General features: G+C 73.3%; 20 protein-coding genes. 11 read left to right on the top strand and 9 right to left on the bottom strand.

What is annotated here, in order from left to right:
- Window positions 1–228: 228 nt before the first annotated feature.
- On the bottom strand, window positions 229–723 hold the full coding sequence (locus AC1Z4A_RS25765) for an indole-3-glycerol phosphate synthase (protein WP_483682242.1): 495 nt from the start codon (window positions 721–723) through the stop codon (window positions 229–231).
- A 200-nt stretch (window positions 724–923) separates the two neighbouring features.
- Complete coding sequence (locus AC1Z4A_RS25760; protein ID WP_483682241.1) at window positions 924–1,697, bottom strand: pyrimidine reductase family protein; 774 nt, start codon at window positions 1,695–1,697, stop codon at window positions 924–926.
- Window positions 1,698–1,769: 72 nt separating this feature from the next.
- Here AC1Z4A_RS25760 and zapE point away from each other — a divergent pair, with 72 nt between their 5' ends.
- Both zapE and AC1Z4A_RS25750 read left to right on the top strand, forming a co-directional pair.
- Entirely contained in the window at window positions 1,770–2,888 is a 1,119-nt protein-coding gene (gene zapE / locus AC1Z4A_RS25755) for a cell division protein ZapE (protein ID WP_483682240.1), read from the top strand.
- Between the two features lie 80 nt (window positions 2,889–2,968).
- The gene (locus AC1Z4A_RS25750; RefSeq protein WP_483682239.1) at window positions 2,969–3,688 is read left to right on the top strand and encodes a peptidyl-tRNA hydrolase; all 720 of its coding nucleotides are present in this window, start codon (window positions 2,969–2,971) and stop codon (window positions 3,686–3,688) included.
- A 26-nt stretch (window positions 3,689–3,714) separates the two neighbouring features.
- On the opposite strand, the gene AC1Z4A_RS25745 is transcribed toward AC1Z4A_RS25750, so the two are convergent.
- Together AC1Z4A_RS25745 and AC1Z4A_RS25740 are read right to left on the bottom strand one after the other, a co-directional pair.
- On the bottom strand, window positions 3,715–4,452 hold the full coding sequence (locus AC1Z4A_RS25745; protein ID WP_483683726.1) for a COG4705 family protein: 738 nt from the start codon (window positions 4,450–4,452) through the stop codon (window positions 3,715–3,717).
- Window positions 4,453–4,568: 116 nt separating this feature from the next.
- The gene (locus AC1Z4A_RS25740; protein WP_483682238.1) at window positions 4,569–5,126 is read right to left on the bottom strand and encodes a hypothetical protein; all 558 of its coding nucleotides are present in this window, start codon (window positions 5,124–5,126) and stop codon (window positions 4,569–4,571) included.
- Between the two features lie 136 nt (window positions 5,127–5,262).
- Here AC1Z4A_RS25740 and AC1Z4A_RS25735 point away from each other — a divergent pair, with 136 nt between their 5' ends.
- The 3 genes from AC1Z4A_RS25735 to AC1Z4A_RS25725 all read left to right on the top strand — a co-directional run bounded on the left by AC1Z4A_RS25735 (window position 5,263) and on the right by AC1Z4A_RS25725 (window position 8,842).
- Complete coding sequence (locus tag AC1Z4A_RS25735) at window positions 5,263–5,940, top strand: response regulator transcription factor (RefSeq protein ID WP_483682237.1); 678 nt, start codon at window positions 5,263–5,265, stop codon at window positions 5,938–5,940.
- Entirely contained in the window at window positions 5,933–7,426 is a 1,494-nt protein-coding gene (locus AC1Z4A_RS25730) for an ATP-binding protein (RefSeq protein WP_483682236.1), read from the top strand. Before AC1Z4A_RS25735 ends, AC1Z4A_RS25730 begins: the two co-directional genes overlap by 8 nt.
- Before the next feature lie 141 nt (window positions 7,427–7,567).
- Window positions 7,568–8,842: a hypothetical protein gene (locus AC1Z4A_RS25725; RefSeq protein ID WP_483682235.1), complete on the top strand. Its 1,275-nt coding sequence runs from the start codon at window positions 7,568–7,570 to the stop codon at window positions 8,840–8,842.
- Window positions 8,843–8,929: 87 nt separating this feature from the next.
- On the opposite strand, the gene AC1Z4A_RS25720 is transcribed toward AC1Z4A_RS25725, so the two are convergent.
- Complete coding sequence (locus tag AC1Z4A_RS25720) at window positions 8,930–11,011, bottom strand: transglycosylase domain-containing protein (protein ID WP_483682234.1); 2,082 nt, start codon at window positions 11,009–11,011, stop codon at window positions 8,930–8,932.
- A gap of 207 nt (window positions 11,012–11,218) precedes the next feature.
- Between AC1Z4A_RS25720 and AC1Z4A_RS25715 the strand changes: the two genes are divergently transcribed.
- Window positions 11,219–11,632, top strand: a complete 414-nt coding sequence (locus AC1Z4A_RS25715; RefSeq protein WP_483682233.1) for a BlaI/MecI/CopY family transcriptional regulator — start codon at window positions 11,219–11,221, stop codon at window positions 11,630–11,632.
- Window positions 11,633–11,649: 17 nt separating this feature from the next.
- On the opposite strand, the gene AC1Z4A_RS25710 is transcribed toward AC1Z4A_RS25715, so the two are convergent.
- On the bottom strand, window positions 11,650–12,339 hold the full coding sequence (locus AC1Z4A_RS25710; RefSeq protein WP_483682232.1) for a nuclease-related domain-containing protein: 690 nt from the start codon (window positions 12,337–12,339) through the stop codon (window positions 11,650–11,652).
- Between the two features lie 206 nt (window positions 12,340–12,545).
- Between AC1Z4A_RS25710 and AC1Z4A_RS25705 the strand changes: the two genes are divergently transcribed.
- Entirely contained in the window at window positions 12,546–14,108 is a 1,563-nt protein-coding gene (locus AC1Z4A_RS25705; protein WP_483682231.1) for an alpha/beta hydrolase, read from the top strand.
- A 150-nt stretch (window positions 14,109–14,258) separates the two neighbouring features.
- Here AC1Z4A_RS25705 and hemQ read toward each other — a convergent pair whose 3' ends face one another.
- Complete coding sequence (gene hemQ, locus AC1Z4A_RS25700) at window positions 14,259–14,972, bottom strand: hydrogen peroxide-dependent heme synthase (RefSeq protein ID WP_483682230.1); 714 nt, start codon at window positions 14,970–14,972, stop codon at window positions 14,259–14,261.
- Between the two features lie 5 nt (window positions 14,973–14,977).
- Window positions 14,978–16,432: a protoporphyrinogen oxidase gene (gene hemG / locus AC1Z4A_RS25695; protein ID WP_483682229.1), complete on the bottom strand. Its 1,455-nt coding sequence runs from the start codon at window positions 16,430–16,432 to the stop codon at window positions 14,978–14,980.
- A 146-nt stretch (window positions 16,433–16,578) separates the two neighbouring features.
- Between hemG and AC1Z4A_RS25690 the strand changes: the two genes are divergently transcribed.
- Window positions 16,579–17,772, top strand: coding sequence for a thiolase family protein (locus AC1Z4A_RS25690; protein ID WP_483682228.1), 1,194 nt, complete (start codon window positions 16,579–16,581; stop codon window positions 17,770–17,772).
- Between the two features lie 127 nt (window positions 17,773–17,899).
- On the opposite strand, the gene hemE is transcribed toward AC1Z4A_RS25690, so the two are convergent.
- Window positions 17,900–18,976 (bottom strand): uroporphyrinogen decarboxylase, encoded by a 1,077-nt coding sequence (gene hemE, locus AC1Z4A_RS25685; RefSeq protein ID WP_483682227.1) that lies wholly within the window; start codon window positions 18,974–18,976, stop codon window positions 17,900–17,902.
- 90 nt (window positions 18,977–19,066) lie between these two features.
- On the opposite strand from hemE, the gene AC1Z4A_RS25680 reads away from it, so the two are divergent.
- The 3 genes from AC1Z4A_RS25680 (at window position 19,067) to AC1Z4A_RS25670 (ending at window position 21,956) form a co-directional block, all read left to right on the top strand.
- Window positions 19,067–19,729, top strand: a complete 663-nt coding sequence (locus tag AC1Z4A_RS25680; RefSeq protein ID WP_483682226.1) for a DUF3000 domain-containing protein — start codon at window positions 19,067–19,069, stop codon at window positions 19,727–19,729.
- A 211-nt stretch (window positions 19,730–19,940) separates the two neighbouring features.
- On the top strand, window positions 19,941–20,600 hold the full coding sequence (locus AC1Z4A_RS25675) for a LuxR C-terminal-related transcriptional regulator (protein WP_483682225.1): 660 nt from the start codon (window positions 19,941–19,943) through the stop codon (window positions 20,598–20,600).
- Window positions 20,601–20,678: 78 nt separating this feature from the next.
- Window positions 20,679–21,956, top strand: coding sequence for an HRDC domain-containing protein (locus AC1Z4A_RS25670; RefSeq protein ID WP_483682224.1), 1,278 nt, complete (start codon window positions 20,679–20,681; stop codon window positions 21,954–21,956).
- The last annotated feature ends 30 nt before the right edge of the window (window positions 21,957–21,986 follow it).

Genomic DNA, 21,986 nt, shown 5'->3' with positions numbered 1-21,986 from the left:
ACCGCGGAGCCCTGCGGGCCGGACCTCGGCCAGAGCGCGGGCGGCACCCGGAACGCGGGGACGGCCGTACCCCGGTGCCCGCGACCGGGCGCGGTACCCCGGTGCCCGGGCCGCCGGGGCGACCGTGGCGCCGGGCTCGCGGCCGGGCCGTGACGGGCCCGGGGGCGCCGTCCGCGGGTGTCGGCGCCCTCGCGGGCCCGCGCTCCTCCTGCCCGTACGCGGGCGCCGTCACGCCTCCGCGGCCGGCTGCTCCGTCTCCTCGTCGGCGTGGGCGTAGAGCTTGAGGACGGGCACGCCGACCTTGTGGCGGGCGCGCGAGGCCCAGTCGCGGTGGAAGAACTCCTCGACCAGGTGCGGGGCGGTCAGCACGATCACCTCGTCGGCGTGCGTCTGCTCGACGACCCCGCGCAGCACGTCCAGCGGATGGCCGCCGATGAGCTGGCCGACCGCCTCGGCGCCCGCCTCGCGGAGGCTGCGCAGCGAGTGCTCCAGGGCCAGGGCGGCGGGCCGGACGGCCGCCTCCCCCTCCGGCTCGTCGGCCTCGTGGACGGCCTGCTCAAGCTCGCCGAGGGCGACGTCGTCGATGGCGCGCAGCAGCCGGTCCTCGTCGCCTCTCGGCCGCATGAGGACCACGAAGGACATGTCGTCGTCGTGCAGGGTCGTGACGAAATCGACGTCCGCCGCGGACAGCGGCTGCTCGATCATCAATACGCTCGTGAACACGGTGGGCGCCCTTCTTCTCCGTGGGCCACCGGCCCAACAGAAACCATCCTGCGCGTGCTCCCCGTGAGCGCGCTTGTTTTCCTCCTGTGCCCACGGGGGAGCGTCCGACTCAATTCTGCCCGCCGAGCGCGAACCGGAACGGTAAATTCCGCCGATTGTCAGATCCTTTGCCGGAAGCTCGCCGGATCCCTGCCCGTCGGCTAGGCCCTGCGGTAGCTGGTGAACAGGAAGCCGCCGTCCTCCAGCACGGTCCCGAGGGCGAACCGCTCCGGCACCGCCAGCGGCGGGCCCGCCATGATCCGCGGCGCCGTGCCGGTGGCGACCACCGGGGCCAGCGACAGACACATCTCGTCCAGCACCCGCGCCGAGGCGAACTGCCCCAGCAGCCGCGGCCCACCCTCCGTGAGCAGCCGCGTCAGCCCGCGCCCGGCCAGCAGCTCCGGCACCCGGGCCGGGTCGACGCCCCGCCCCTCGCCCGCCACGACCACCTCGGCGCCCGCCGCCCGGGCGGCGGCGACCCGGTCCGCGGGGGCGTCGGAGCCGGTCAGCACCAGGGTGGGCACCAGCGGGGAGGTGAACAGCGGCATCGAGAAGTCCAGGTCGAGGCCCGCGCTCACCACGGCGATCACCGGCGCGGGCCCCTGCCCGAGCGCCGCACGGCGCGCCGCGAACGCCTCACGGGCCCGCGCGGGGCGGTACCCCTCCTGCCGTACGGTCTCGGCCCCGACCACCACCGCGTCGGCGAGGCCGCGCAGCGTGCCGAAGATCCGCATGTCGGCGGCGCAGGACAGCGGCTGCGAGCGCCCCTCGTGATGAGCCGCGCCGTCGAGGGAGGAGACCATGTTGGCCCTCAGCCACGGACGCCCGGCACCGGTCTCCGCCGGGTAGGCGTAGAGGTCGGCCAGCTCGTCCAGCCCCCATTCGCGGTCCTCGAGGTCGGCGGGGCTGAGCGGGGAGGGGAACAGGCGTCGCATAGGCGGCAGTGTGACATGGCTCGCCCCGCGCACGACGGCCACTGCCCGTTCGCGGGGCTAGGCTGGACCGCTGTGTCGTCCCAAACCGCATCGTCCCCAGGCGCCGCCGGCTCCACCGCCCCCGGCCCGATAGCCGACCGGCAGCCCGTCGCGCTCACCTCGCGCGCCCCGCACGTCCCGGCCGACCGCCTGGTCGCCGAGATGGTGCCGCCGCCGCGCTTCGGCACGGTGCGCTTCGACAACTACATCCCCGACCCCAACCAGGCCAGCCAGGCCGAGGCCGTCAAGCTGCTCGGCGGCTTCGCCGACGGCCTCGGCGGGACGGCCGGGAGCGGCGCGGGCCGCAAGCGCTGGTTCCGCCGCGAGGCCCGCCCGGCCGCGCCCACGGGCCCGCGCGGCGTCTACCTGGACGGCGGCTACGGCGTCGGCAAGACCCACCTGCTGGCCTCCCTCTGGCACGCCACCCCGGCCGCGCCCGAGCAGAAGGCCTTCGGCACCTTCGTGGAGCTGACGAACCTGGTCGGCGCGCTGGGCTTCCAGCAGACCGTGCAGACGCTCAGCGGCCACAAGCTGCTGTGCATCGACGAGTTCGAGCTGGACGACCCGGGCGACACGGTGCTCGTCTCCACCCTGCTGGGCAAGCTCGTCGACGCGGGCGTGGCGCTCGCGGCGACCTCCAACACGCTGCCGGGCAAGCTGGGCGAGGGCCGCTTCGCGGCCGCCGACTTCCTGCGGGAGATCCAGGGACTCTCCGCCCACTTCCGGCCGCTGCGCATCGACGGCGAGGACTACCGCCACCGCGGCCTGCCGCAGGCCCCGGCCCCGTACGACGACGCGACCGTCGAGCGCGTGGCCCACGCCACGGACGGCGCCTCCCTGGACACCTTCCCCGCGCTCCTCGACCACCTCTCCAAGGTCCACCCCAGCCGCTACGGCGCCATGTGCGACGGCGTGCAGGCCGTGTGCCTGACGGGCGTCGAGCCGGTGCCGGACCAGTCGACGGCCCTGCGCCTCGTGGTACTCGCCGACCGGCTGTACGACCGCGAGGTGCCCGTGCTGGCGTCCGGACGCCCCTTCGACGAGCTGTTCAGCGAGGAAATGCTGAACGGCGGCTACCGGAAGAAGTACTTCCGAGCCATCTCCCGTCTCACGGCTTTGGCCCGCGACGCGAAGCCGCTGGTAACGGAGTAGCTCCCCCCTCCCCGCCCCTGTCCCGGGGGAAAAGCCCCCTGCCCCGCAGCCCGCACCCGACCGGCTGGCACACTGACCCGGTGACCAGCACCGACATCCCCGTCCCGGAATACGTCCTGCCCCTCGTCGTGCGCATAGAAAAGACGGCACCCCCGTCCCGCACCGACGCCCTGGAGACGGCCGCCCGCGCGGTGCTGGAGCTGCTGTCGGACGAGCGCGCGGCCGCGCCGGACGGCGAGTGGGCGCAGGTCGTACGCGACTGGGAGGACTCCCGCATCCGCAAGGTCGTGCGCCGCGCCCGCGGCGCGGAGTGGCGCAAGGCCACCACCCTGCCCGGCATCACCGTGACAGGCGGCAGCGGGACAGGCAGCAGCGAAATGGCCGAGGTACGGGTCTTCCCGCCCGTCCCCCTCGACGGCTGGCCCAAGGAGCTGGTCAAGCTCCAGGTGTCGGGCACGGACCTGGACGATCCCGAACCGCCCGCCGCCCCGGACCCCGCCCGCCCGGTGCTGTGGCTCAACCCCGCCCTGAAGATGTCGGCCGGCAAGACCATGGCCCAGGCCGGGCACGGCGCCCAGCTGGCCTGGTGGAGGCTGGACGACGCGGCCCGCGCGGCCTGGCGCGCGGACGGCTTCGGGCTGTCCGTCCGCACCGCCTCCCCCGAGCGCTGGGCGGAGCTGACGGCCAGTGGGCTGCCGGTGGTGCGGGATGCGGGGTTCACGGAGATCGCCCCCGGGGAAACTCTTGCAGTCGAAGGAGGCAGTCGCTTCTGCCCTCTCCCCCGCCTGCGACGAACGTAGAGCATGCCCCGTAGGTCAGGGCAGTCTCACGCCGATGCCTGCGAAGCGCGTCGCCCGGTGGCGCTCAGCCACACCACGCTCGCCACGATGACCACAGCGAGGACGAGACTGACCGGCCCGGTGCCGAGGTCCAGGCCTCCGCGCTCGCGGCTGACGCCGGCCCAGTCGGCGAAGCACGCGCCGAGCGGCCGGGTGAGTACATAGGCCCACCAGAACGTCAGGACCGAGGACAGGCCGGAGAGGCGGTGGGCGAACGCGGGCAGGGCGATCAGGGCGGCGAACAACAGTCCGGAGGGCAGATAGCCCCAGCCCAGGGTGGCCGCGGCCAGGTCTCCGACCGCTGTGCCGAGCGCGAAGGTGGCCATGACCGTGCACCAGTAGAACACCTCCCGGCGACCGCCCGCGACCGTCTCCACGGCGAGCGTCCCCTCCACCCGGCGCCACAGGACGAACACCAGGGCGAGGGCCACGGCGAATGCCGTCGCGGAGGCGGCGTACGGCACGCCGAGGGCGACGTGCGCGACGTCGGCGGCCATGGTGCCGAACACGCTCACCATGACCACCGCCGCCCAGTACACGGCCGGGACATAACGGCGGGTGCGGGCCTGCGCCATCAGCGTGGCAGCCAGCAGCAGGGCGGCCGAGCCGACCGCCGGGACGGGCCCGAGTGTCCGGGCGAGATAGTCGGAGGTGGTCTCGCCCATGCCGGTGGTGAGGATCTTGACGATCCAGAACACCGCTGTCACCTGCGGGACCTTGCTCATGACCGGCCGCGCCGGCACAGCCTGGCGGCGCCGGGCCGCTCGGGTGGGTGTCGTGGCGCCCAAGACGACGGCGCTCCCTTCTGCACGGCGCGGCCCGGCCGCGCCCGGTCGGTGGGTCAGCCGCCCAGGACGGTGTTGCCGGTGATCGTGTTGCCGGCTCCGTCAATGGTCACCGCGTGCCGCACGCCGTCGGCGCCCAGGACCACGACCCGCCAGGCCCGGCCGCCTCCCTGCTCGGCGACCGGCCTCAGCGACTCCACCTTGCCGCCGGGCACCGCCGACGAGGCCTTGGCCAGCGCGTCGGCCGCGTTGACCGACGGCAATGGCGCGGACGCTGCGCGGACGGCCCGCCCGCTCTTCTGGCGGCCCTCATGGCCCCCTCGGCCCTCACGGCCGTCCCGGCCGTCCCGGCCGCCGTGCCGTCCCCAATCACCCGCAGCCGTCCTGCGGTCGTGACCGTGGCCGTGGCCTTCCTCGCCCTCGTGGTGGTGGTGGGCCACCGCCGCCGCGCCACCGCCGATCACCAGCACGGCCGCCCCGGCCGCGGCCCAGCGCGCCGACCGGCCGCGCACCCACCGGCCGGCACGGCCCGCACCCGTACGCGTCCTGCCCGCGCCCGCGGCCTTCGGCTCTTCCTGCGGCAACGTTTCACCCGTTCCCATGGGCTCGCTCATGGCACACCCCGATCCTCGGCAGGCCCGGGCCGTCCCCGGGCGACACCGGCAGGATGTCCGTGCGTTGCTGAAGATCAGCTGAAGACCGGCAGACGCGGTCGGCTGTCCGGCGCGGCGACCTGCGACCCTGATGGGCATGCGTGTACTGGTGGTGGAGGACGAACGCCGGCTGGCCCTGGCGCTGCGGCACGGGCTGACCGCCCAGGGATTCAGAGTCGACGTCGCCCACGACGGCCCCTCCGGCCTGGCCCGGGCCATGGACCACGCCTACGACGTGGTCGTGCTCGACATCATGCTGCCCGGTCTCAACGGCTACCGGGTGTGCTCACGTCTGCGGGCCAGCGGCAGCGACGTCGGCATCCTGATGCTCACCGCCAAGGACGGCGAATGGGACGAGGCCGAGGCGCTCGACACCGGCGCCGACGACTACCTGTCCAAACCGTTCTCCTTCGTCGTGCTCGTCGCCCGTCTCAAAGCGCTGGCCCGCCGCATCGGCAGCCGCGCGCCCCGACGCACCGTCCTGGGCGACCTCGTAATCGACTCCGCCGCCCGCACCTGCACACGCGCCGGCACCGCGATCCCCCTCACTCCCCGCGAATTCGCCATCCTCGACCACCTCGCCCGCCGGGCCGGCGAGGCCGTCTCCAAACGGGAGATACTCGACGCCGTCTGGGACAACGCCCTCGACAGCGACCCCAACACCGTCGAGGTCCACGTCAGCGCCCTGCGGCGCAAGATCGACACCCCCTTCGGGCGAGCAGCGGTCCAGACGGTCCGCGGCGCCGGCTACCGACTGGCGGCCGACGGTGGCTGACCGGACCCCCGCCGGTGCACCCGCCGGCACCGCACGCCACCGCCTGCGCGCGACTGTGCACCGCCACCTGGCGCGCCACCCCCGCGCCGCAGCCCTCGTCGAGCGCCTGACACCGCGGTCGGTCCGTGCCCGCACCACCCTTGCCGCCTGCGCCAGCGTCGCCGTCGTCCTCTGCATCGCCTCGGCCGCCGTCGTCTTCCTGTTGCGCGTCAATCTGGAACGCACCGTCGAGGCCGATGCCCGCGAGCAGGCCCGGGCTGTGGCCCGTCTCGCCACCGACGGTCACCTCGCCGGCCCGCTTCCCCTCGACCACGGCACCGGCTTCATCCAGGTCCTCGACGCGCACGGCACGGTGGTCGCCGCCAGCCAGAACCTCACCGGCCACCCCCCACTCGCCCCAGCCCGCCGCCCCAACGGCCACAGAACCTTCAACCTCGACGCCCCGGGTCACACACACCACCACCGCCAGCGTGTCACCACCATCAACGCCACCACCCCCACCGGCCCCGTCACCATCTACGTCGGCGCATCCCTGCGCACCGCCGACGCCGCCGAAGACCTCACCACCGCCGCCCTCGCCGTACTGAGCACGGTCCTGCTGTTCACCGTCGGCGCCCTCACCTGGCGCACAACCGGCCGTGCACTGCGGCCGGTCGAGGCCATCCGCGCCGAGGTCGCCGCCATCGGAGACCGTGACCTCGACCGCCGCGTTCCCGAACCCCGCAGCAACGACGAGATCGCCCGTCTCGCCGGCACCATGAACGCCATGCTCGAGCGCCTCGAAGCCGCAGGCACACGGCAGCGCCGCTTCATCGCAGACGCCTCCCACGAACTGCGCAGCCCCCTGACCGTCCTGCGCACCCAGCTCGAAGTCGCCCTCGCCCACTCCGACCCCGAGGTGCACACGGACCTGGTGGCCGGCGCCCTGGAGGACACCGAGCGCCTGCAAGCACTCGCCGCCGACCTCCTGCTGCTCGCCCGCCTGGACACCACCGACCACGACTGGCCCGACGAACCCGTCGACCTCGCCGACCTGGTACACACCACAGTCGCGGACCGCGGCGTCGAACCCCACCCGGTCGCCGTCCACGCCCCGATGGCGATCACCGTCCACGGCAACCGCTTGTGGCTGCGACGGCTGCTGACCAACCTGCTCGACAACGCCCAGCGCCACGCCCACAGTCACATCACCGTCCGCCTCACCACCGACCGCGCCTCCGGCCACGCCGTCCTGGACGTGACCAACGACGGCCCGTCGATCCGGCCCGCCGACCGCGAGAAAATCTTCGAACGGTTCGCCCGCCTCGACGACGCCCGCAGCCGCGACGACGGCGGCACCGGCCTCGGCCTCCCGATAGCCCGCGACATCGCGGCCATCCACAAAGGCACCCTCACCGTCCTCGACGCCCCGGGAGCAACCACCTTTCGCACCCAACTGCCCATCCCGCCCGAACCGCCCCAAGACGCACAGGCCGGCCGTCGGTGATGCCGGCACACCGACCAGGTGCAGAGAAATCGCGCCCGGTTCGTGCACCGTCGTCGCGGACCACCCGTTGCTGCGGACTTGTCACACAAGCCTGTGATACTGGCGCCGGAACATTTGTACTGGCGCCAGGGGAGTACCAAGTTGTCGAAGAGGTCGGTGTACGGTGCGACCGCCCTGGGCTCCGCGTGTGTCGTGGCAGCCCTCGTCGTCAGCCTGACGGGCGGCGGGTCCGGCGGGAACGACCGCAAGGAGTCCGCCGGCTCGTCCTCCGCCCGCGCGAAGGACGGGGCGAAGGACGGGGCGAAGGAGGAGGCGCAGGGCAGCAAGAAGCCGGAAGAGGTGTGGGACGGCAAGGTCCACGTCCTCGGCGACGGGTCGACGTCCTACACCGGCCCGCAGCCCAACGTGGCGAAGCCGGAGAAGCTCAAGCCGGGCGAGAAGCCGCCGCAGTTCGTCGTGTTCTCCTGGGACGGCGCGCTGGAGAACGACGACAAGCTGTTCTCCCACTTCCGCGAGGTCGCCAAGGAGAACAACGCTCAGATGACGTACTTCCTGAGCGGCATCTACCTGCTCCCGAACTCGGACCGCAAGAAGTACCAGGCGCCGCAGCACAAGGCGGGCGCGGCGGACATCGACTTCACCTCCGACGCCCACATCAAGGACACCCTGGAGCAGCTGCGCGCCGCGTGGCTGGAGGGCAACGAGATAGGCACCCACTTCAACGGCCACTTCTGCGGCAAGGGCGGCGGCGGTGACTGGAGCACGGAGGAGTGGAAGAGCGAGATAGACCAGGCCTACTCGTTCGTGCAGAACTGGAAGACGAACACCGGCTTCAAGAATGTCGACCCGCTGCCCTTCGACTACAAGAAGGAGCTGGTGGGCGGCCGCGCCCCGTGTCTGGAGGGGCAGAAGACGCTGATACCCGCGGCGAAGGAGCTGGGCTGGCGCTACGACGCCAGCTCCCCCGGCGACTTCCAGCTGTGGCCGTCGAAGATCGACGGCATCTGGAACTTCCCGCTCCAGCTGCTGCCGTACCCCAAGAGCGACCGCCAGGTGCTCTCGATGGACTTCAACTTCCTCTACAACCAGTCCGGCGACAACACCAAGGCCGATCCCGCCAAGTACGCGGAGTGGCGGAAGCTGACCCACGACGGCTACATGAACGGCTTCAACCGCGTCTACAACGGCAGCCGGGCGCCGCTCTTCGTCGGCAACCACTTCGAGACGTGGAACGGCGGCATCTATATGAAGGCCATCGAGGACGTCATGAAGGACGTGTGCCGCAAGGACGGCGTCCGCTGCGTGTCCTTCCGGCAAGTGGCCGACTGGCTGGACGCCCAGGACCCGAAGGTGCTGGCGAAGCTGCGCGGGCTGGACCCCGGGCAGGCGCCGGACTGGAAGACCTTCATCAAGTGAGCCGGAGCCGCCACGGCGGCTGACCGGCCCCGGCGGCCCGCGGACCCGAGGCCCCGCAGGCCCGCCGCTGCCGTCAGCCGTCAGCCGTCATTCGCCCGGCTTGCCCATGTACGCCGTCCAGATGTCGACCGGCAGCGGGCTGCCGGTCGCGGACTTGGCGGCGCCGCCCAGCCCGTCCAGCGGGAGCAGCTCCTGGGACTTGGGCTCGATGCGGGTGAGGGAGACCGCGGTGGAGACCTTGCCGCGGTAGCCCGCGAACCAGGCCGACTTGTTGTCCGGGCCGGTGCCCGCCTTGCCGGCCGCGTCGTCGCCCGCGGCCTTCGCCGCCGTGGCGCTGCCGCGCTTGACGGCCTCGTGCAGCGCGTCGTCCACGGACCCGGCGACGTTCGCGGTCAGCACCCGTTCCGCGGTGGGCTTCTCGACCTCCACCGCGTCGCCGTTGCGGCTGAGCCTGTCGACGGAGTACGGCTCGCTGTGCAGTCCCTTGGCGGCGAAGGTGGCGTAGGCACCGGCCATGCGGATGGCGCTGGGCGTGCTGGTGCCGAGGGAGAAGGCGGGCACCTGGGGACCGAGGCTCTCGGCCAGCAGCCCGGTCCGGACGGCGGTTTCGCTGACCCGGTCCAGGCCCACGTCCATGCCCAGCTGCATGATCGGCGAGTTGACGGACTGTGCGACCGCCTCCTTGAGGGAGACCCTCCCCCAGGACTTGCCGTCGTCGTTCACGGCCTTGACGATCTTCCCGGAGCGGTCCCAGTAGGGGCCCTCGGGCGTGCGTATCGCCACCTTGTTGTCGCCGTTGTAGAGGGTGGCGGGCGTGACCGGCTTGCGGGGGGCGCCGCGCTCCAGCTGGACGCCGTCGCGCAGGGCGGCGGCGTAGACGAAGGGCGCGAAGGCGGTGCCCGCCGGGACGACGGTGGAGTTGGCGTCGTTGAAGCCCTGCTTGAGGTAGTCGGGGCCGCCGTAGAGGGCGACGATGCGGCCGTCGGTGGTGACGGAGGCGGCGCCGATGCGGACGTTCTGGTCGGCTTCCCGCTGGTCGGGGTCGAGGTGGCTGCGCGCGCTGTCGACGGCCTTGGCGAGGGCCTCGACCTTGGGCCGCTCGAAGGTGGTGCGGATCTGGTAGCCGCCGAGGTCGAAGTCGGCCTCGGAGATGCTGGTGTGGGCGCTGACGTAGGCGCGGGCGGTGTCGACGAGGTAGCCGGTCTGCCCGGTGAGCCCGGCCGGCCTGGGCGGCGCCTTGGGCTCGGGGAAGGTGGTGTAGCGGGCCCGCTCCTGCGGGGTGAGCTTGCCGATGACGACCATGCGGTCGAGGGTCCACTTCCAGCGCTCGACGGCGCGCTCGTGGTTCTTGGCGCCGAGCGCCGGGTCGTACAGGGCGGCGCCCTTGAGCAGCGAGGCGAGGAAGGCGCCCTCGCTCACGTCGAGCTGGGAGACGTCCTTGTCGTAGTAGGCGTGGGCGGCGCGCTGGATGCCGTAGGTGCCGCGGCCGAACCAGCTGGTGTTGAGGTAGCCCTCCAGGATGTCGTTCTTGCTCATCTTGTTGTCGAGCTTGATGGCGATGAACATCTCGGTGAACTTGCGGCTGAAGGTCTGCCGCTGGTTGAGGTAGGCGTTCTTCACGTACTGCTGGGTGATCGTCGAGCCGCCCTGGGTGTCGCCGCCGCCGAGCATCCGGCCGACGGCGCGGGTGATGCCGCTCACGGAGATGCCGCTGTCGCTGTAGAAGGTCTCGTTCTCGGCGGCGAGCACGGTCCAGCGCACCTTCTCGGGGACCTTGTCCAGCGAGGCGTCCTGGCGGTTGACCGGCCCGGTGCGGGCCATCTCGGTGCCGTCGGCCCAGTAGTAGACGTTGTCCTGCTGGGTGGCGAAGGCGTTGAGGTCGGCGGGTATCTCGGTGCGCGCGTAGAGGATCAGGACGGTGCCGGTGAGGGTGCCGAGCACGATCCCGACGAGCCCCAGCGACTGGCGCCACGAGGGGACCCAGCGGCGGAAGCCGGTGCGCCCGGGGCGCGGGTAGGCGGGGCGGAGCTTCCTCAGCAGGGGGCGGAACCGCTCCAGGGCGGCGGGGCCGCGGCGTGGCGCCGCCCTCCTGCGGCCCCGGCCCCCGCCCCGGCCCTCCGCAGGGGCGGAGTGATTACGGTCGCCCGCCCTGCCGTGCCGTCCGTCCACCGTCGTGTACCCCCGACCTCGCCCGAACACCCGTCGTTCCGTCTATCGCTCGAATAACAAGAATTTCCCGCCGAGTCTGCCACAGTCCGAATTCTGAAGATCTGTCAGCTTCTGGGAGACCCCCGGAGTCCTTTACACTCCTGTAGAGGGATTTCAAGATCGACAACAGCCGGGCACGCAGGCCGGGCACGAAGGAACGCCGAAGACATGGACGCCGCCACCTCCACCGCCACCCCCGCCGTCGCCGTGCACCGCGGCCGGCGCCGGGCGAACGGAGCGCTGGAGGGCGAGGTCCTGGCCGCGCTCCAGCGGGCGGGCACCCCGCTGACCCCCCGCGAGGTCCAGGCCACGCTCCCGGGCGAGCTGACCTACAGCACCGTCGTCACGATCCTCTCCCGGCTGCACGGCAAGGAGGTGCTCACCCGCACCCCGCGCGGCCGCGCCTACGCCTACGCGCCCCTCACGGACGAGGCCGGGCTCGCCGCCCGCCGCATGCACAAGATCCTCGACGAGCGGGCCGACCGGGAAGTGGTCCTGAGCCGTTTCGCCGACGGCCTCGGCGAGGCGGACGGCGCCCTGCTGCGCCAGCTGCTGGGCGGCGGCTTCCCCCTCCCGCGCTAGACACACGCCACGGGCGGCTACGCCCGGAGCCACACGCGGCGGTTGCGCGCCACGGTGTGGATCCGGTCGACCCGGTGCGGGTGCAGCACGCCGCCCAGCGCGCCCAGCCCCGCCACGTCGCCTTCCTCCAGCACCCGGACGTCCTCCAGCGAGGGCGCCACCTCGATGCTCACGGGCCCCACCAGCACCAGGACCGGCAGCACCCGCACCAGGAACCCGCACCCCCGCGAGAGCACCGCCGAGGCCCGCACCGCGCTCTGCCGGGCCCTGCGCACATACGGACGGGGATGCCGCTCCCCCGCGACCCGCACCGCGGCCTCCCCCACCTCGACGTGCGCCCTGCGGGTCTGCTCGGGGGCGACGCCGAAGACCCCGCCGGGGCCGATCAGCAGGTGGGGGATCACGGCGTCCCCGGGCAGCGCGATCGAGTGCACCACTTCCCAGCCGCCCGCCGTCAGCTCCTCCAGCTCGGCCCCGACGAGCTGTTCGGCCGCCAGCGCCCGGCGCCAGGAGTCCTCCACGGGCCGCCGGCCGAGCAGCCGGGCGAGCAGCAGGCCCGCGCGGCCGGTCGTGGACGCCTCCAGCCTGGCCCGCAAGGTCTCCCCGGGGCGGTTCGGGGCGAGGTCGTCGTCGGGTGGGAGGAAGAGCCTCTCGGGGTCGTAGGGCTTTCCGTTCGCGCTCCTCTTCGCTTCCGGCCGCTCACCCACGCCCATCACCCCCACCCGCCATACTGCCGCAGAAGCGCGGGAACCAACCCATTCGACCGCATCGGGATGCCACGGCGGCCGATACCCGTCCCTGCCGCCCGGGCCCATTCGTACCCAATCCCCCGACATCGCTGCTCAGTGCTTTACTTCATCAACTGCTGACCTAATTATCCCTTTTGCCGTATTGCATATGAAGGGACGGGTCAGTGAGAGCAGCAGCCCTGTACGGAACCATCGGATCCCTGATCCTCACCGGGCTCACCGGCCTCCCCGCCTCCCCGGCCGGCGCCGCGGACGACGACCGTGCCGAGGCGCGCGGCGTCGCCCAGGCCGCGCAGCGGGCCGCCGCCAAGGGCATCGACTTCGGCGCCTGCCCCGCCGTCGAGGGCCTCGCCGCCCCCATCGAGTGCGGCACCTTCTCCGTACCGCTGGACTACGCGCACCCCGGCGGCAAGCAGCTCCGCCTCACCGTCAGCCGCGCCCGGGCGCTGGGCGACAGCGACGACCGGCAGGGCGCCATCGTGTTCAACCCCGGCGGCCCCGGCGGCAACGGCATGTTCTACCCCCTGCTCTCCCGCCTCCCGCAGTGGCGCAAGGTCGCCGACGAGTACGACCTGATCGGCTACGCCCCCCGCGGCGTCGGCCGCTCCGCGCCGCTGTCCTGTGTGAAGGCCGCGGGCTTCGGCAAGGGCCCCACCCAGGCGCCCGAGCACCCCTCCGCCGCATACAAGAAGGAGCAGATCACCAAGGCCCGGGCCTACGCGCAGGGCTGCGCGCGCCGGAACGGCAGCGGCCTGCGGCACTTCACCAGCCTCAACAACGCCCGCGACCTGGAAGTCCTGCGAGCGGCCCTCGGCGAGCGGAAGCTCAACTACATGGGGGCGTCCTACGGCACCTACTTCGGCGCCCTCTACGCCACGCTCTTCCCGCGGCACGTGCGCCGCATGGTCTTCGACAGCATCGTCAACCCGGACCCGCGCAAGGTCTGGTACGACAACAACCTCGACCAGTCACGGGCGTTCGAGCGGCGCTGGGGCGACTGGCGCCGCTGGGCGGCCCGGCACAACGCCGTCTACCACCTCGGGCGCACCGCCGAGGAGGTGCTGGACTCGTACCACAAGGCCGTGCGCAGCCTGTCCCGGCGGGCGGCGGGCGGCACGGTCGGCCCCGGCCAGCTCCAGGGCGTCTTCCTCAAGGGCGGCTACTCCGACAGCTTCTGGGCCCGGAGCGCCCTGGTCCTCTCGGCCTACCTGCGCGGCGACGACAAGCCGCTGCTCGCGCTCGCCGGGCCGGACGGGAACGGCGCGTGGGCGGCCGAGAACGAGAACGCCGTCTACACCGCCGTCGAGTGCAACGACGCATCGTGGCCGCGGTCCTGGGAGGACTGGGACCGGGACAACGACCGGCTGGCCGAGCGGGCCCCGTTCGAGACGTGGAGCAACGCCTTCATGAACCTGCCCTGCGCGTACTGGAAGGCGCCCCGGCAGCACCCGCTGGACGTCCGCGCGGGCCGGAAGTCCGGGCTGCCGCCCACGCTGCTGCTGGCCGCCGAGCGGGACGCGGCCACGCCCTACCGGGGCGCGCTGGAGCTGCAGCGCCGGCTGGCCGGCTCGGCGCTGGTCACCGAGCGGGACGCGGGCACGCACGGCATCGGCGGCGGCCCCAACGCGTGCGTCAACCGCCACCTGGAGACGTACCTGCTGACCGGGCGGCTCCCGGCACGGCGCACCTACTGCGCACCGCGCCCGGAGCCGCGGGCCACGAGCTGAACCGTCTCAGGGTCCGCCGCCCGGCGGGCCCGGAACGGGTCTCAGGCGAGCCCGGCGACCAGGTCCGCAACGGCCTTGCGGCGGCCCGTGCTGCATCTCCCGGGGGACAACCCCCGGACCCCCGGCCGAGACTCAGGGTCCCCCCTGACCTCAGGCGAGCCCGGCGACCAGGTCCGCCACAGCCTTGCGGCGGCCCGTGTAGAAGGGGATCTCCTCACGGACGTGCATCCGCGCCTCGGAGGCACGCAGGTGACGCATGAGGTCGACGATGCGGTAGAGGTCGTTGGCCTCGAACGCCAGGATCCACTCGTAGTCGCCCAGCGAGAAGGACGCGACCGTGTTGGCCCGCACGTCCGGGTAGCCGCGGGCCATCTTGCCGTGGTCGGCGAGCATGCGGCGGCGGTCCTCGTCGGGCAGCAGGTACCAGTCGTACGAGCGGACGAACGGGTACACGCTGACGTAGTCGCGCGGCTCCTCGTCGGCGAGGAACGCCGGGATGTGCGACTTGTTGAACTCGGCGGGGCGGTGCAGCGCCATGTTCGACCAGACGGGCTCCAGGGCGCGGCCCAGGCTGGTGCGGCGGAAGAGGTTGTACGCGTCCTGGAGGGCGTCCGAGGTCTCGGAGTGCCACCAGATCATCACGTCGGCGTCGGCCCGCAGACCCGACAGGTCGTAGGTGCCGCGCACCGTGACGTCCTTCTCGGCGAGCTGGGCGAAGAGCTCCTCGACCTCGTCGGCCCAGCCGGCGCGGTCCTGCGGCAGCACGTCGCGCAGCTTGAACACCGACCAGAGGGTGTAGCGGATGACCTCGTTGAGGTCCTTGGCCTTCTTGCCCGCGTTCGGGGTCTTCTGCGCGTCAGTCATGGTTCCTATTCTCCCCTGTCGTCCCGTGCGCCCTCGGCCAGGGTCGCCAGAAGCCCGTCGGCCGCGCGGTGCGCGCCGGCGATGCAGGCCGGGATGCCCACGCCCTCGTAGACCGCGCCGCAGACCGCCAGGCCGGGCAGGCGGGCGAGGTGCCCGCGGATGCTCGCGACGCGGGCGAGGTGGCCGACCGGGTACTGCGGCAGCCCGTCGTCCCAGCGGGTGACCCTGGTGTCCACCGGGGCGGCCGCGAGGCCCACGGCGTCGCCCAGGTCCTTGAGGGACATCGCGACCAGGTCGGCGTCGGGGCGCATCAGGTCCTCCTCGTCGTCGTACCGCCCGATCGAGGTGCGCAGGACGAACAGGTCCGGGTCGGCGTCGGCGTTCCAGCGCCACTTGTTGCTGGAGAAGGTGGACGCCTTGATCTTCCGGCCGTCGACGGGCGGGACGAGGAAGCCGCTGCCGTGCAGCAGGCCCTCGACCTCGGAGCGGCGGAAGGCCATGGTGACCAGCGCCATGGAGGCGTACTCAACGCCGGCGAGGGCGTCGACGGCGGCGCCCGCTCCCGCGGCGCGGGCCGCACGGGCGACGAGACGGGCCGTGTCGGGCGCGGGGGTGGCCAGGACGACGGCGTCCGCGGCCAGGAAGCCGTCCGCCAGCTCGACGCGCCAGCCGTCGCCGGTGCGCCCGATCTCCACGACCGGCGCGCCGGTGCGGATCGTGCCGCCCTTCGCGCGCACCGCGTCCGCGACGGCGAGCGGCAGCCGGCCGATGCCGCCCTCGATGCCCATGAAGACGGGACCGGTCTGCTGCCGGGCGGCGGCGCGGGCCTGGAGGTCCCGTACGCCCTCGGCCAGCGAGCGGTGGGTGCGGGCGGCCTCGAAGAGCGGGGGCACGGCGGCGCGCATCGAGATGCGGTAGGCGTCGCCCGCGTAGACGCCGCCGAGGAGCGGCTCGACCAGGCGGTCGACGACCTCGCGGCCCATGCGCTCGGCGACGTACGTGCCGATGGCGACGTCCTCGCCGAGTTCGGCGGGCGGCAGCTCGGCCTCGTGCGCGACGCGGGCGAGGCCGTCCGCGGAGAGGATGCCGGAGGCGGCGAGCGGGGCGAGGTCGCCGGGCACGCCCATGCTGTGGCCGGTCGGCAGGGGCCGCAGCTCGCCGCGGGTCCACAGCATGGCGGTGGCGGCGGGCGGCCGGAGGCTGTCGCCGAGGCCGACGGCGCGGGCCAGTTCCACGGCCTCGGGGCGGCGCGCGAGGACGGACTCGGCCCCCAGGTCCACCGGCATGCCGGCGATCTCGCCCGCGTGCAGCTTGCCGCCGACGCGGTCCCCGGCCTCCAGCAGCGTGACGCGGACGCCCGCCTCCGTCAGCCGGAGGGCCGCCGCCAGCCCCGAGATCCCGCCGCCGACGACGACGGCGTGGGGGGCCGCTTGCTGCCTGGAGGAGTCCGCTGCGCTCATGAGGCCACTCTCTCAAATGCCGCCGCGCGGTCCGCCGCCCGGTGTCCTGTCCGGCGTCCCGTCCGAACGGTCGGCCGGTTACCCATTGACAGCAGGCGGCGGCGGCCCGAAGACTCGGCAGCGGCCGACCACGAGGAGCAGCAGCAATGAGCGACCGCATCCGGGATGTCTACATCGTCGACGCCGTCCGCACCCCCGTCGGCAAGTACGGCGGAGCCCTCGCCGGGGTGCGCCCCGACGACCTCGCCGCGCACGTGGTGCGCTCCCTCGTGGACCGCAGCCCCGCCCTCGACCCGGCCCGCGTCGACGACGTCGTGCTGGGCAACACCAACGGGGCCGGCGAGGAGAACCGCAACGTGGCCCGCATGGCCGTGCTGCTCGCCGGGCTCCCCGTGTCCGTCCCCGGCGCCACCGTCAACCGGCTGTGCGCCTCCGGCATGGAGGCGGTCGTGCAGGCGTACCGCGCCATCGCCCTCGGGGACGCGTCCGTGGTCGTGGCGGGGGGCGTGGAGTCGATGAGCCGCGCCCCCTGGGTGCTGGCCAAGCCCGAGCGGGCGTTCCCCGCCGGTCACCAGCAGCTGTACTCGTCCACGCTGGGCTGGCGGATGACCAATCCGGCCATGCCGGAGCGCTGGACGGTCTCCCTCGGCGAGGGCGCCGAACTCGTCGCCGACAAGCACGGCATCAGCCGCGAGCAGCAGGACGCCTTCGCGCTCGCCAGCCACGAGAAGGCTGCGCGGGCGTGGAAGGACGGCGCGTACGACGGGGAGGTCGTGCCCGTGCCCGGGGTCGAGCTGCCGCGCGACGAGTGCATTCGCGACACCACGTCGGCGGAGGCCCTGGCCGCGCTGAAGCCCGCCTTCCGGACGCCCGGCGGCACGGTCACCGCGGGCAACTCCTCGCCCCTCAACGACGGCGCGGCCGCGCTGCTGCTCTGCGACGAGGAGGGCCTGCGGGCGACGGGCCGCGAGCCGCTGGCCCGGGTACGGTCCTCGGCCGTCACCGGCATCGAGCCGGACCTGTACGGGCTGGGGCCGGTCGAGGCGGTGCGGCGGGCGCTGGCCAAGGCCGGGCGAGGCTTCGGCGACCTCACGCACGTCGAACTGAACGAGGCCTTCGCCGCCCAGGCCCTGGGCTGCCTGGCCGAATGGCCCGACCTCGACCCGGCCGTCGTCAACCAGCGCGGCGGAGCGATCGCGATCGGCCACCCCCTGGGCTGCTCAGGCGCCCGCCTGACGGGCTCACTGGCCCACCAACTGGCGGCCGCGGGCTCGGGGACGGGCCTGGCGGCACTGTGCATCGGCGTGGGACAGGGCCAGGCGCTGCTACTGGAACGCTGAGGTCAAAATTCAGCCCCTCCGGCGTTTGAGGAGCGGGGGTCCGGGGGCAGAGCCCCCGGTTACGGGAAGGGGCGGGGTGGGGAAGAACCGCCGGAGGCGCCCCCACCCACACCGGTACCCGGTACCGCTACCGCGCCGTGCGCTCGTGCACGTACTCCACCAGCCGCGTCAACGCATCCGGATCCGTACTCGGCATAACCCCGTGCCCCAGATTGAAGACGTGCCCCTCCAGCCCCCGCGCAGCCGCAAGCACCTCGTCCGCCTTGGCCTCCACCGCCTCGCGCCCGGCGAAGAGCACCGCCGGATCCAGGTTGCCCTGGAGCGCCTTCCCGGGCCCGACCCGCCGCGCGGCCTCGTCCAGCGGGACCCGCCAGTCGACGCCGACGACGTCCGCACCGGCCTCGCCCATGAGGCCCAGCAGCTCACCGGTCCCCACACCGAAGTGGATGCGCGGCACCCCGTACCCGGCGACGTCGTCGAAGACCTTGCGGGAGGCCGGCATGACGTAGCGCCGGTAGTCCGCGGGGGCCAGGGCGCCCGCCCAGGAGTCGAAGAGCTGGACGGCGCTCGCACCGGCCTCGATCTGGACGCGCAGGAAGGCGGCGGTGATGACGGCGAGCCGGTCGACCAGGTCGGCCCACAGCTCGGGGTCGCCGTACATCATGGCCTTGGTGTTCTCGTAGGTGCGCGAGGGCCCGCCCTCGATGAGGTAGCTGGCCAGCGTGAAGGGCGCACCGGCGAAGCCGATGAGGGGCGTGCCGCCCAGCTCCGCGGTGAGCATGCCGATGGCCTCGGTGACGTACGGCACGTCGGAGGGGTCGAGGGCGCGCAGCCGGTCGAGGTCGGCGCGGGTGCGGACCGGCTCGGCGACGACCGGGCCGACGCCCGGCTTGATGTCGAGGTCGATGCCGATGGCCTTCAGCGGCACCACGATGTCGCTGAAGAAGATCGCGGCGTCGACGCCGTGCCGGCGCACGGGCTGCAGGGTGATCTCGGTGACCAGCTCGGGCCGCATGCAGGACTCGAGCATGGGGATGCCCTCGCGGACCTTGCGGTACTCGGGGAGCGAGCGGCCCGCCTGGCGCATGAACCAGACCGGGGCGTGGGGCACGGGCTCGCGGCGGCACGCCCTCAGGAACGCCGAATCGTATGCCGCTTCGTGTGCCGCGGTGCGGCCGGTCTGCCGGTGGCTGCGCTCACTCATGCCCCAAATCTTCGCACGGGCCGAACGAGTGACCCGCCCGTGTGGTGTCCCTACCCGGAACCGGGGGTCGTTCCGCCTAGTCTTCCGGGCATGGCTGCGGCGCAGGGACACCTCTCGGACGGTCCGGACGACGCGGATGGGGAGGGCACCCCGTCCGTCTTCCGGCAGGCGGTCGCGGGGCTGCAAGGAGTGCGCCTGCGGCCCGAGATCGAGCTGGACGCCACCCCGCCACCGCAACGGCTCGCCCCGTACTCGTACGCGCTGGAGGCCGCGGTCGTCGTGGACGACGAGGAACTGGCCGACGGGCGGCTGATCCTGCTGCACGATCCGGCCGGGCACGAGGCCTGGGGCGGCACGTTCCGGCTGGTGACGCTGGTGCACGCGGAGCTGGAGCCGGAGATGGCGGCGGACCCGCTGCTGCCGGAGGTGTGCTGGTCCTGGCTGACGGGCGCGCTGGAGGCGCGCCGGGTGCCGTACGCGGCGCCCAGCGGCACGGTGACCCGGGCGGGCTCGCACTACTTCGGCGGGCTGCAGGAGCGCGAGCCGTCGACACGGATCGAGATCCGGGCCTCGTGGTCCCCGGTGCTGCCGGGCGCGAAGCCCGGCCAGGGCGCGGCCGGGGTGCCGGACACGGCGGCGCACCTGTCGGCGTGGTGCGATCTGCTCTGCCAGATCGCGGGGCTGCCGCCGGGCGGCGCGCCAGAGGCGGGGATCGTGCCGCTGCCCCAGCGGCGGGGGCCGCACGGCCGCTGAGCATGCCGGGCAGGGGGTGCCGGGTGACCGGTTGGGGGGAATTTATTCGGTGGTCCACCTAATTGCCCGAATTGTTACTCACCAATTCGTGATCATTCCCTAAAGCCGGGCCGTTCGGCTGCCGAAGGACCTTGTGACCCTTCCCATACGGATCGCCCCGGCTTATCCCCAAGTCGGCACCCGTCCCCGCCACACCCCCACTGGAGGCCTGGTGTCCGTTCTCCTCGAGCAACCCGCTAGCCTCGCCTACCGCCCGAACAAACCCACCGCCATGGTCGTCGTCGCCGACCCCCGGGTCCGCTCCACCGTCACCCGCCATCTGTGGGCGCTGGGCGTACGCGATGTGATCGAGGCGTCGTCCATCGCGGAGGCCCGGCCGCGGATCGGCAACCCGCGCGACATCTGCGTGGCAGACGTCCACCTGCCGGACGGCTCCGGCCTGACACTGCTCTCCGAGACCCGCGCAGCGGGCTGGCCCAACGGCCTGGCCCTGTCCGCCGCCGACGACATCGGCGCCGTGCGCAATGCGCTCGCGGGCGGCGTCAAGGGCTATGTCGTCACCGGCACCCGCACCAACCTCGGCCTGCCCGGCCGGCCCGGGGCCGCCCCCATCGGCTCCGCCGCCGCCCGGATGCAACGCCGCCCCCCTGGCGCCCCGGGACACCCCGGCGGCTACCGGGAGCTGTCCGGACGCGAGGTCGAGGTCCTGCGGCTGGTTGCGGAGGGCCAGTCCAACAAGGCCATCGGCGTCTCCATGGGCCTCTCGGCGCTCACCGTCAAGAGCCACCTCGCCCGGATCGCGCGCAAGCTCGGCACGGGCGACCGGGCCGGAATGGTGGCCGTGGCACTGCGCACCGGCATCATCCACTGACCGCCCCGAAGACGCGCCGCGCCCGTCGCCGGAACGTTCCGGCGACGGGCGCTTGCCATACACAGATACCCTTGACCGGTGACCGACGCCCAAGAGACCGCAGAAGACACGACACTGCGAACCACCGGGGGCGGCCCCCCGGACGACGTCGATTCGGCGCCGATTCCCCTGCTGGAGCCACGCGAGGGCATCCCGCCGGTCGTCGCCGACGCCGACGCCCTGGCCCGGGTCGTCGCGGCCTTCGCCGCGGGCACCGGGCCCGTCGCCGTGGACGCCGAACGTGCCTCCGGATACCGCTACGGCCAGCGTGCCTACCTCGTCCAGCTGCGCCGCGAGGGCGCCGGGACCGCCCTGATCGACCCGGTCGGGTGCCCCGACCTCAGTGCGCTGGGCGAGGCCATCGGCGACGCCGAGTGGGTGCTGCACGCCGCCACCCAGGACCTGCCGTGCCTGCGCGAGATAGGGATGTCGCCCGCCCGGCTCTTCGACACGGAGCTGGCCGGACGGCTGGCGGGCTTCGCCCGCGTGGGGCTCGGCGCCATGGTCGAGAACGTCCTGGGGTACGCCCTGGAGAAGGGCCACTCCGCCGTCGACTGGTCCACCCGCCCGCTGCCCGAGCCCTGGCTGCGCTACGCCGCGCTGGACGTGGAGCTGCTGGTGGACCTGCGCAACACGCTGGAGCAGGAGCTGAACCGGCAGGGCAAGCTGGAGTGGGCCCGCGAGGAGTTCGACGCCATCGCCTCGGCCCCGCCCGCCCCGCCCCGCAAGGACCCCTGGCGCCGCACCTCCGGGATGCACAAGGTGCGCCGGCGCCGGCAGATGGCCGTGGTGCGCGAGCTGTGGACCGTGCGCGACCACATCGCCCAGCGGCGCGACGTCTCGCCCGGCAAGGTGCTGGGCGACGCCGCGATCGTCGAGGCCGCCCTCAACATCCCGCCGAACGCCCACGCGCTCGCGGCGCTCCCGGGCTACGGGCACCGGATGGGCCGCAAGCAGCTCGAGCAGTGGATGGCCGCGATCGACCGCGCCAAGGCCCTCCCGGACGCGGAGCTTCCGCAGCCCGGCCAGCCCCTGACGGGCCCGCCGCCGCCCCGCGCCTGGGCGGACAAGGACCCGGTCGCGGCGGCCCGGCTGTCGGCGGCGCGCTCGGCCGTCTCCGACCTGGCCGAGCGGCTCACGATGCCGCAGGAGAACCTGATCACCCCCGACACGGTCCGCAGACTGTGCTGGGAGCCGCCCCGGCACGTCACGGCCGAGGCCGTCGCCGAGGTCCTCGCGGCGCACGGGGCCCGCGCCTGGCAGGTGGAGCAGGTGACGCCGGTGCTGACCAAGGCCCTGACCGACACGGCGGCCTGAGCCGCCCTCCGCTCCTTCCTCTCCGCCTGA

Source organism: Streptomyces sp. 17_S59 (assembly GCF_056930295.1).
The sequence above is the reverse complement of the archived record's forward strand: the minus strand, read 5'-3'. Positions and strand labels throughout refer to the sequence as shown.

Coding starts and splice junctions, on each gene's coding strand:
- AC1Z4A_RS25760 (WP_483682241.1), bottom strand. CDS start 1,697: ATGCGACGCCTGTTCCCCTCCCCGCTCAGCCCCGCCGACCTCGAGGAC.
- AC1Z4A_RS25745 (WP_483683726.1), bottom strand. CDS start 4,452: ATGAGCAAGGTCCCGCAGGTGACAGCGGTGTTCTGGATCGTCAAGATC.
- AC1Z4A_RS25740 (WP_483682238.1), bottom strand. CDS start 5,126: ATGAGCGAGCCCATGGGAACGGGTGAAACGTTGCCGCAGGAAGAGCCG.
- AC1Z4A_RS25735 (WP_483682237.1), top strand. CDS start 5,263: ATGCGTGTACTGGTGGTGGAGGACGAACGCCGGCTGGCCCTGGCGCTG.
- AC1Z4A_RS25715 (WP_483682233.1), top strand. CDS start 11,219: ATGGACGCCGCCACCTCCACCGCCACCCCCGCCGTCGCCGTGCACCGC.
- hemQ (WP_483682230.1), bottom strand. CDS start 14,972: ATGACTGACGCGCAGAAGACCCCGAACGCGGGCAAGAAGGCCAAGGAC.
- hemG (WP_483682229.1), bottom strand. CDS start 16,432: ATGAGCGCAGCGGACTCCTCCAGGCAGCAAGCGGCCCCCCACGCCGTC.
- AC1Z4A_RS25690 (WP_483682228.1), top strand. CDS start 16,579: ATGAGCGACCGCATCCGGGATGTCTACATCGTCGACGCCGTCCGCACC.
- hemE (WP_483682227.1), bottom strand. CDS start 18,976: ATGAGTGAGCGCAGCCACCGGCAGACCGGCCGCACCGCGGCACACGAA.
- AC1Z4A_RS25680 (WP_483682226.1), top strand. CDS start 19,067: ATGGCTGCGGCGCAGGGACACCTCTCGGACGGTCCGGACGACGCGGAT.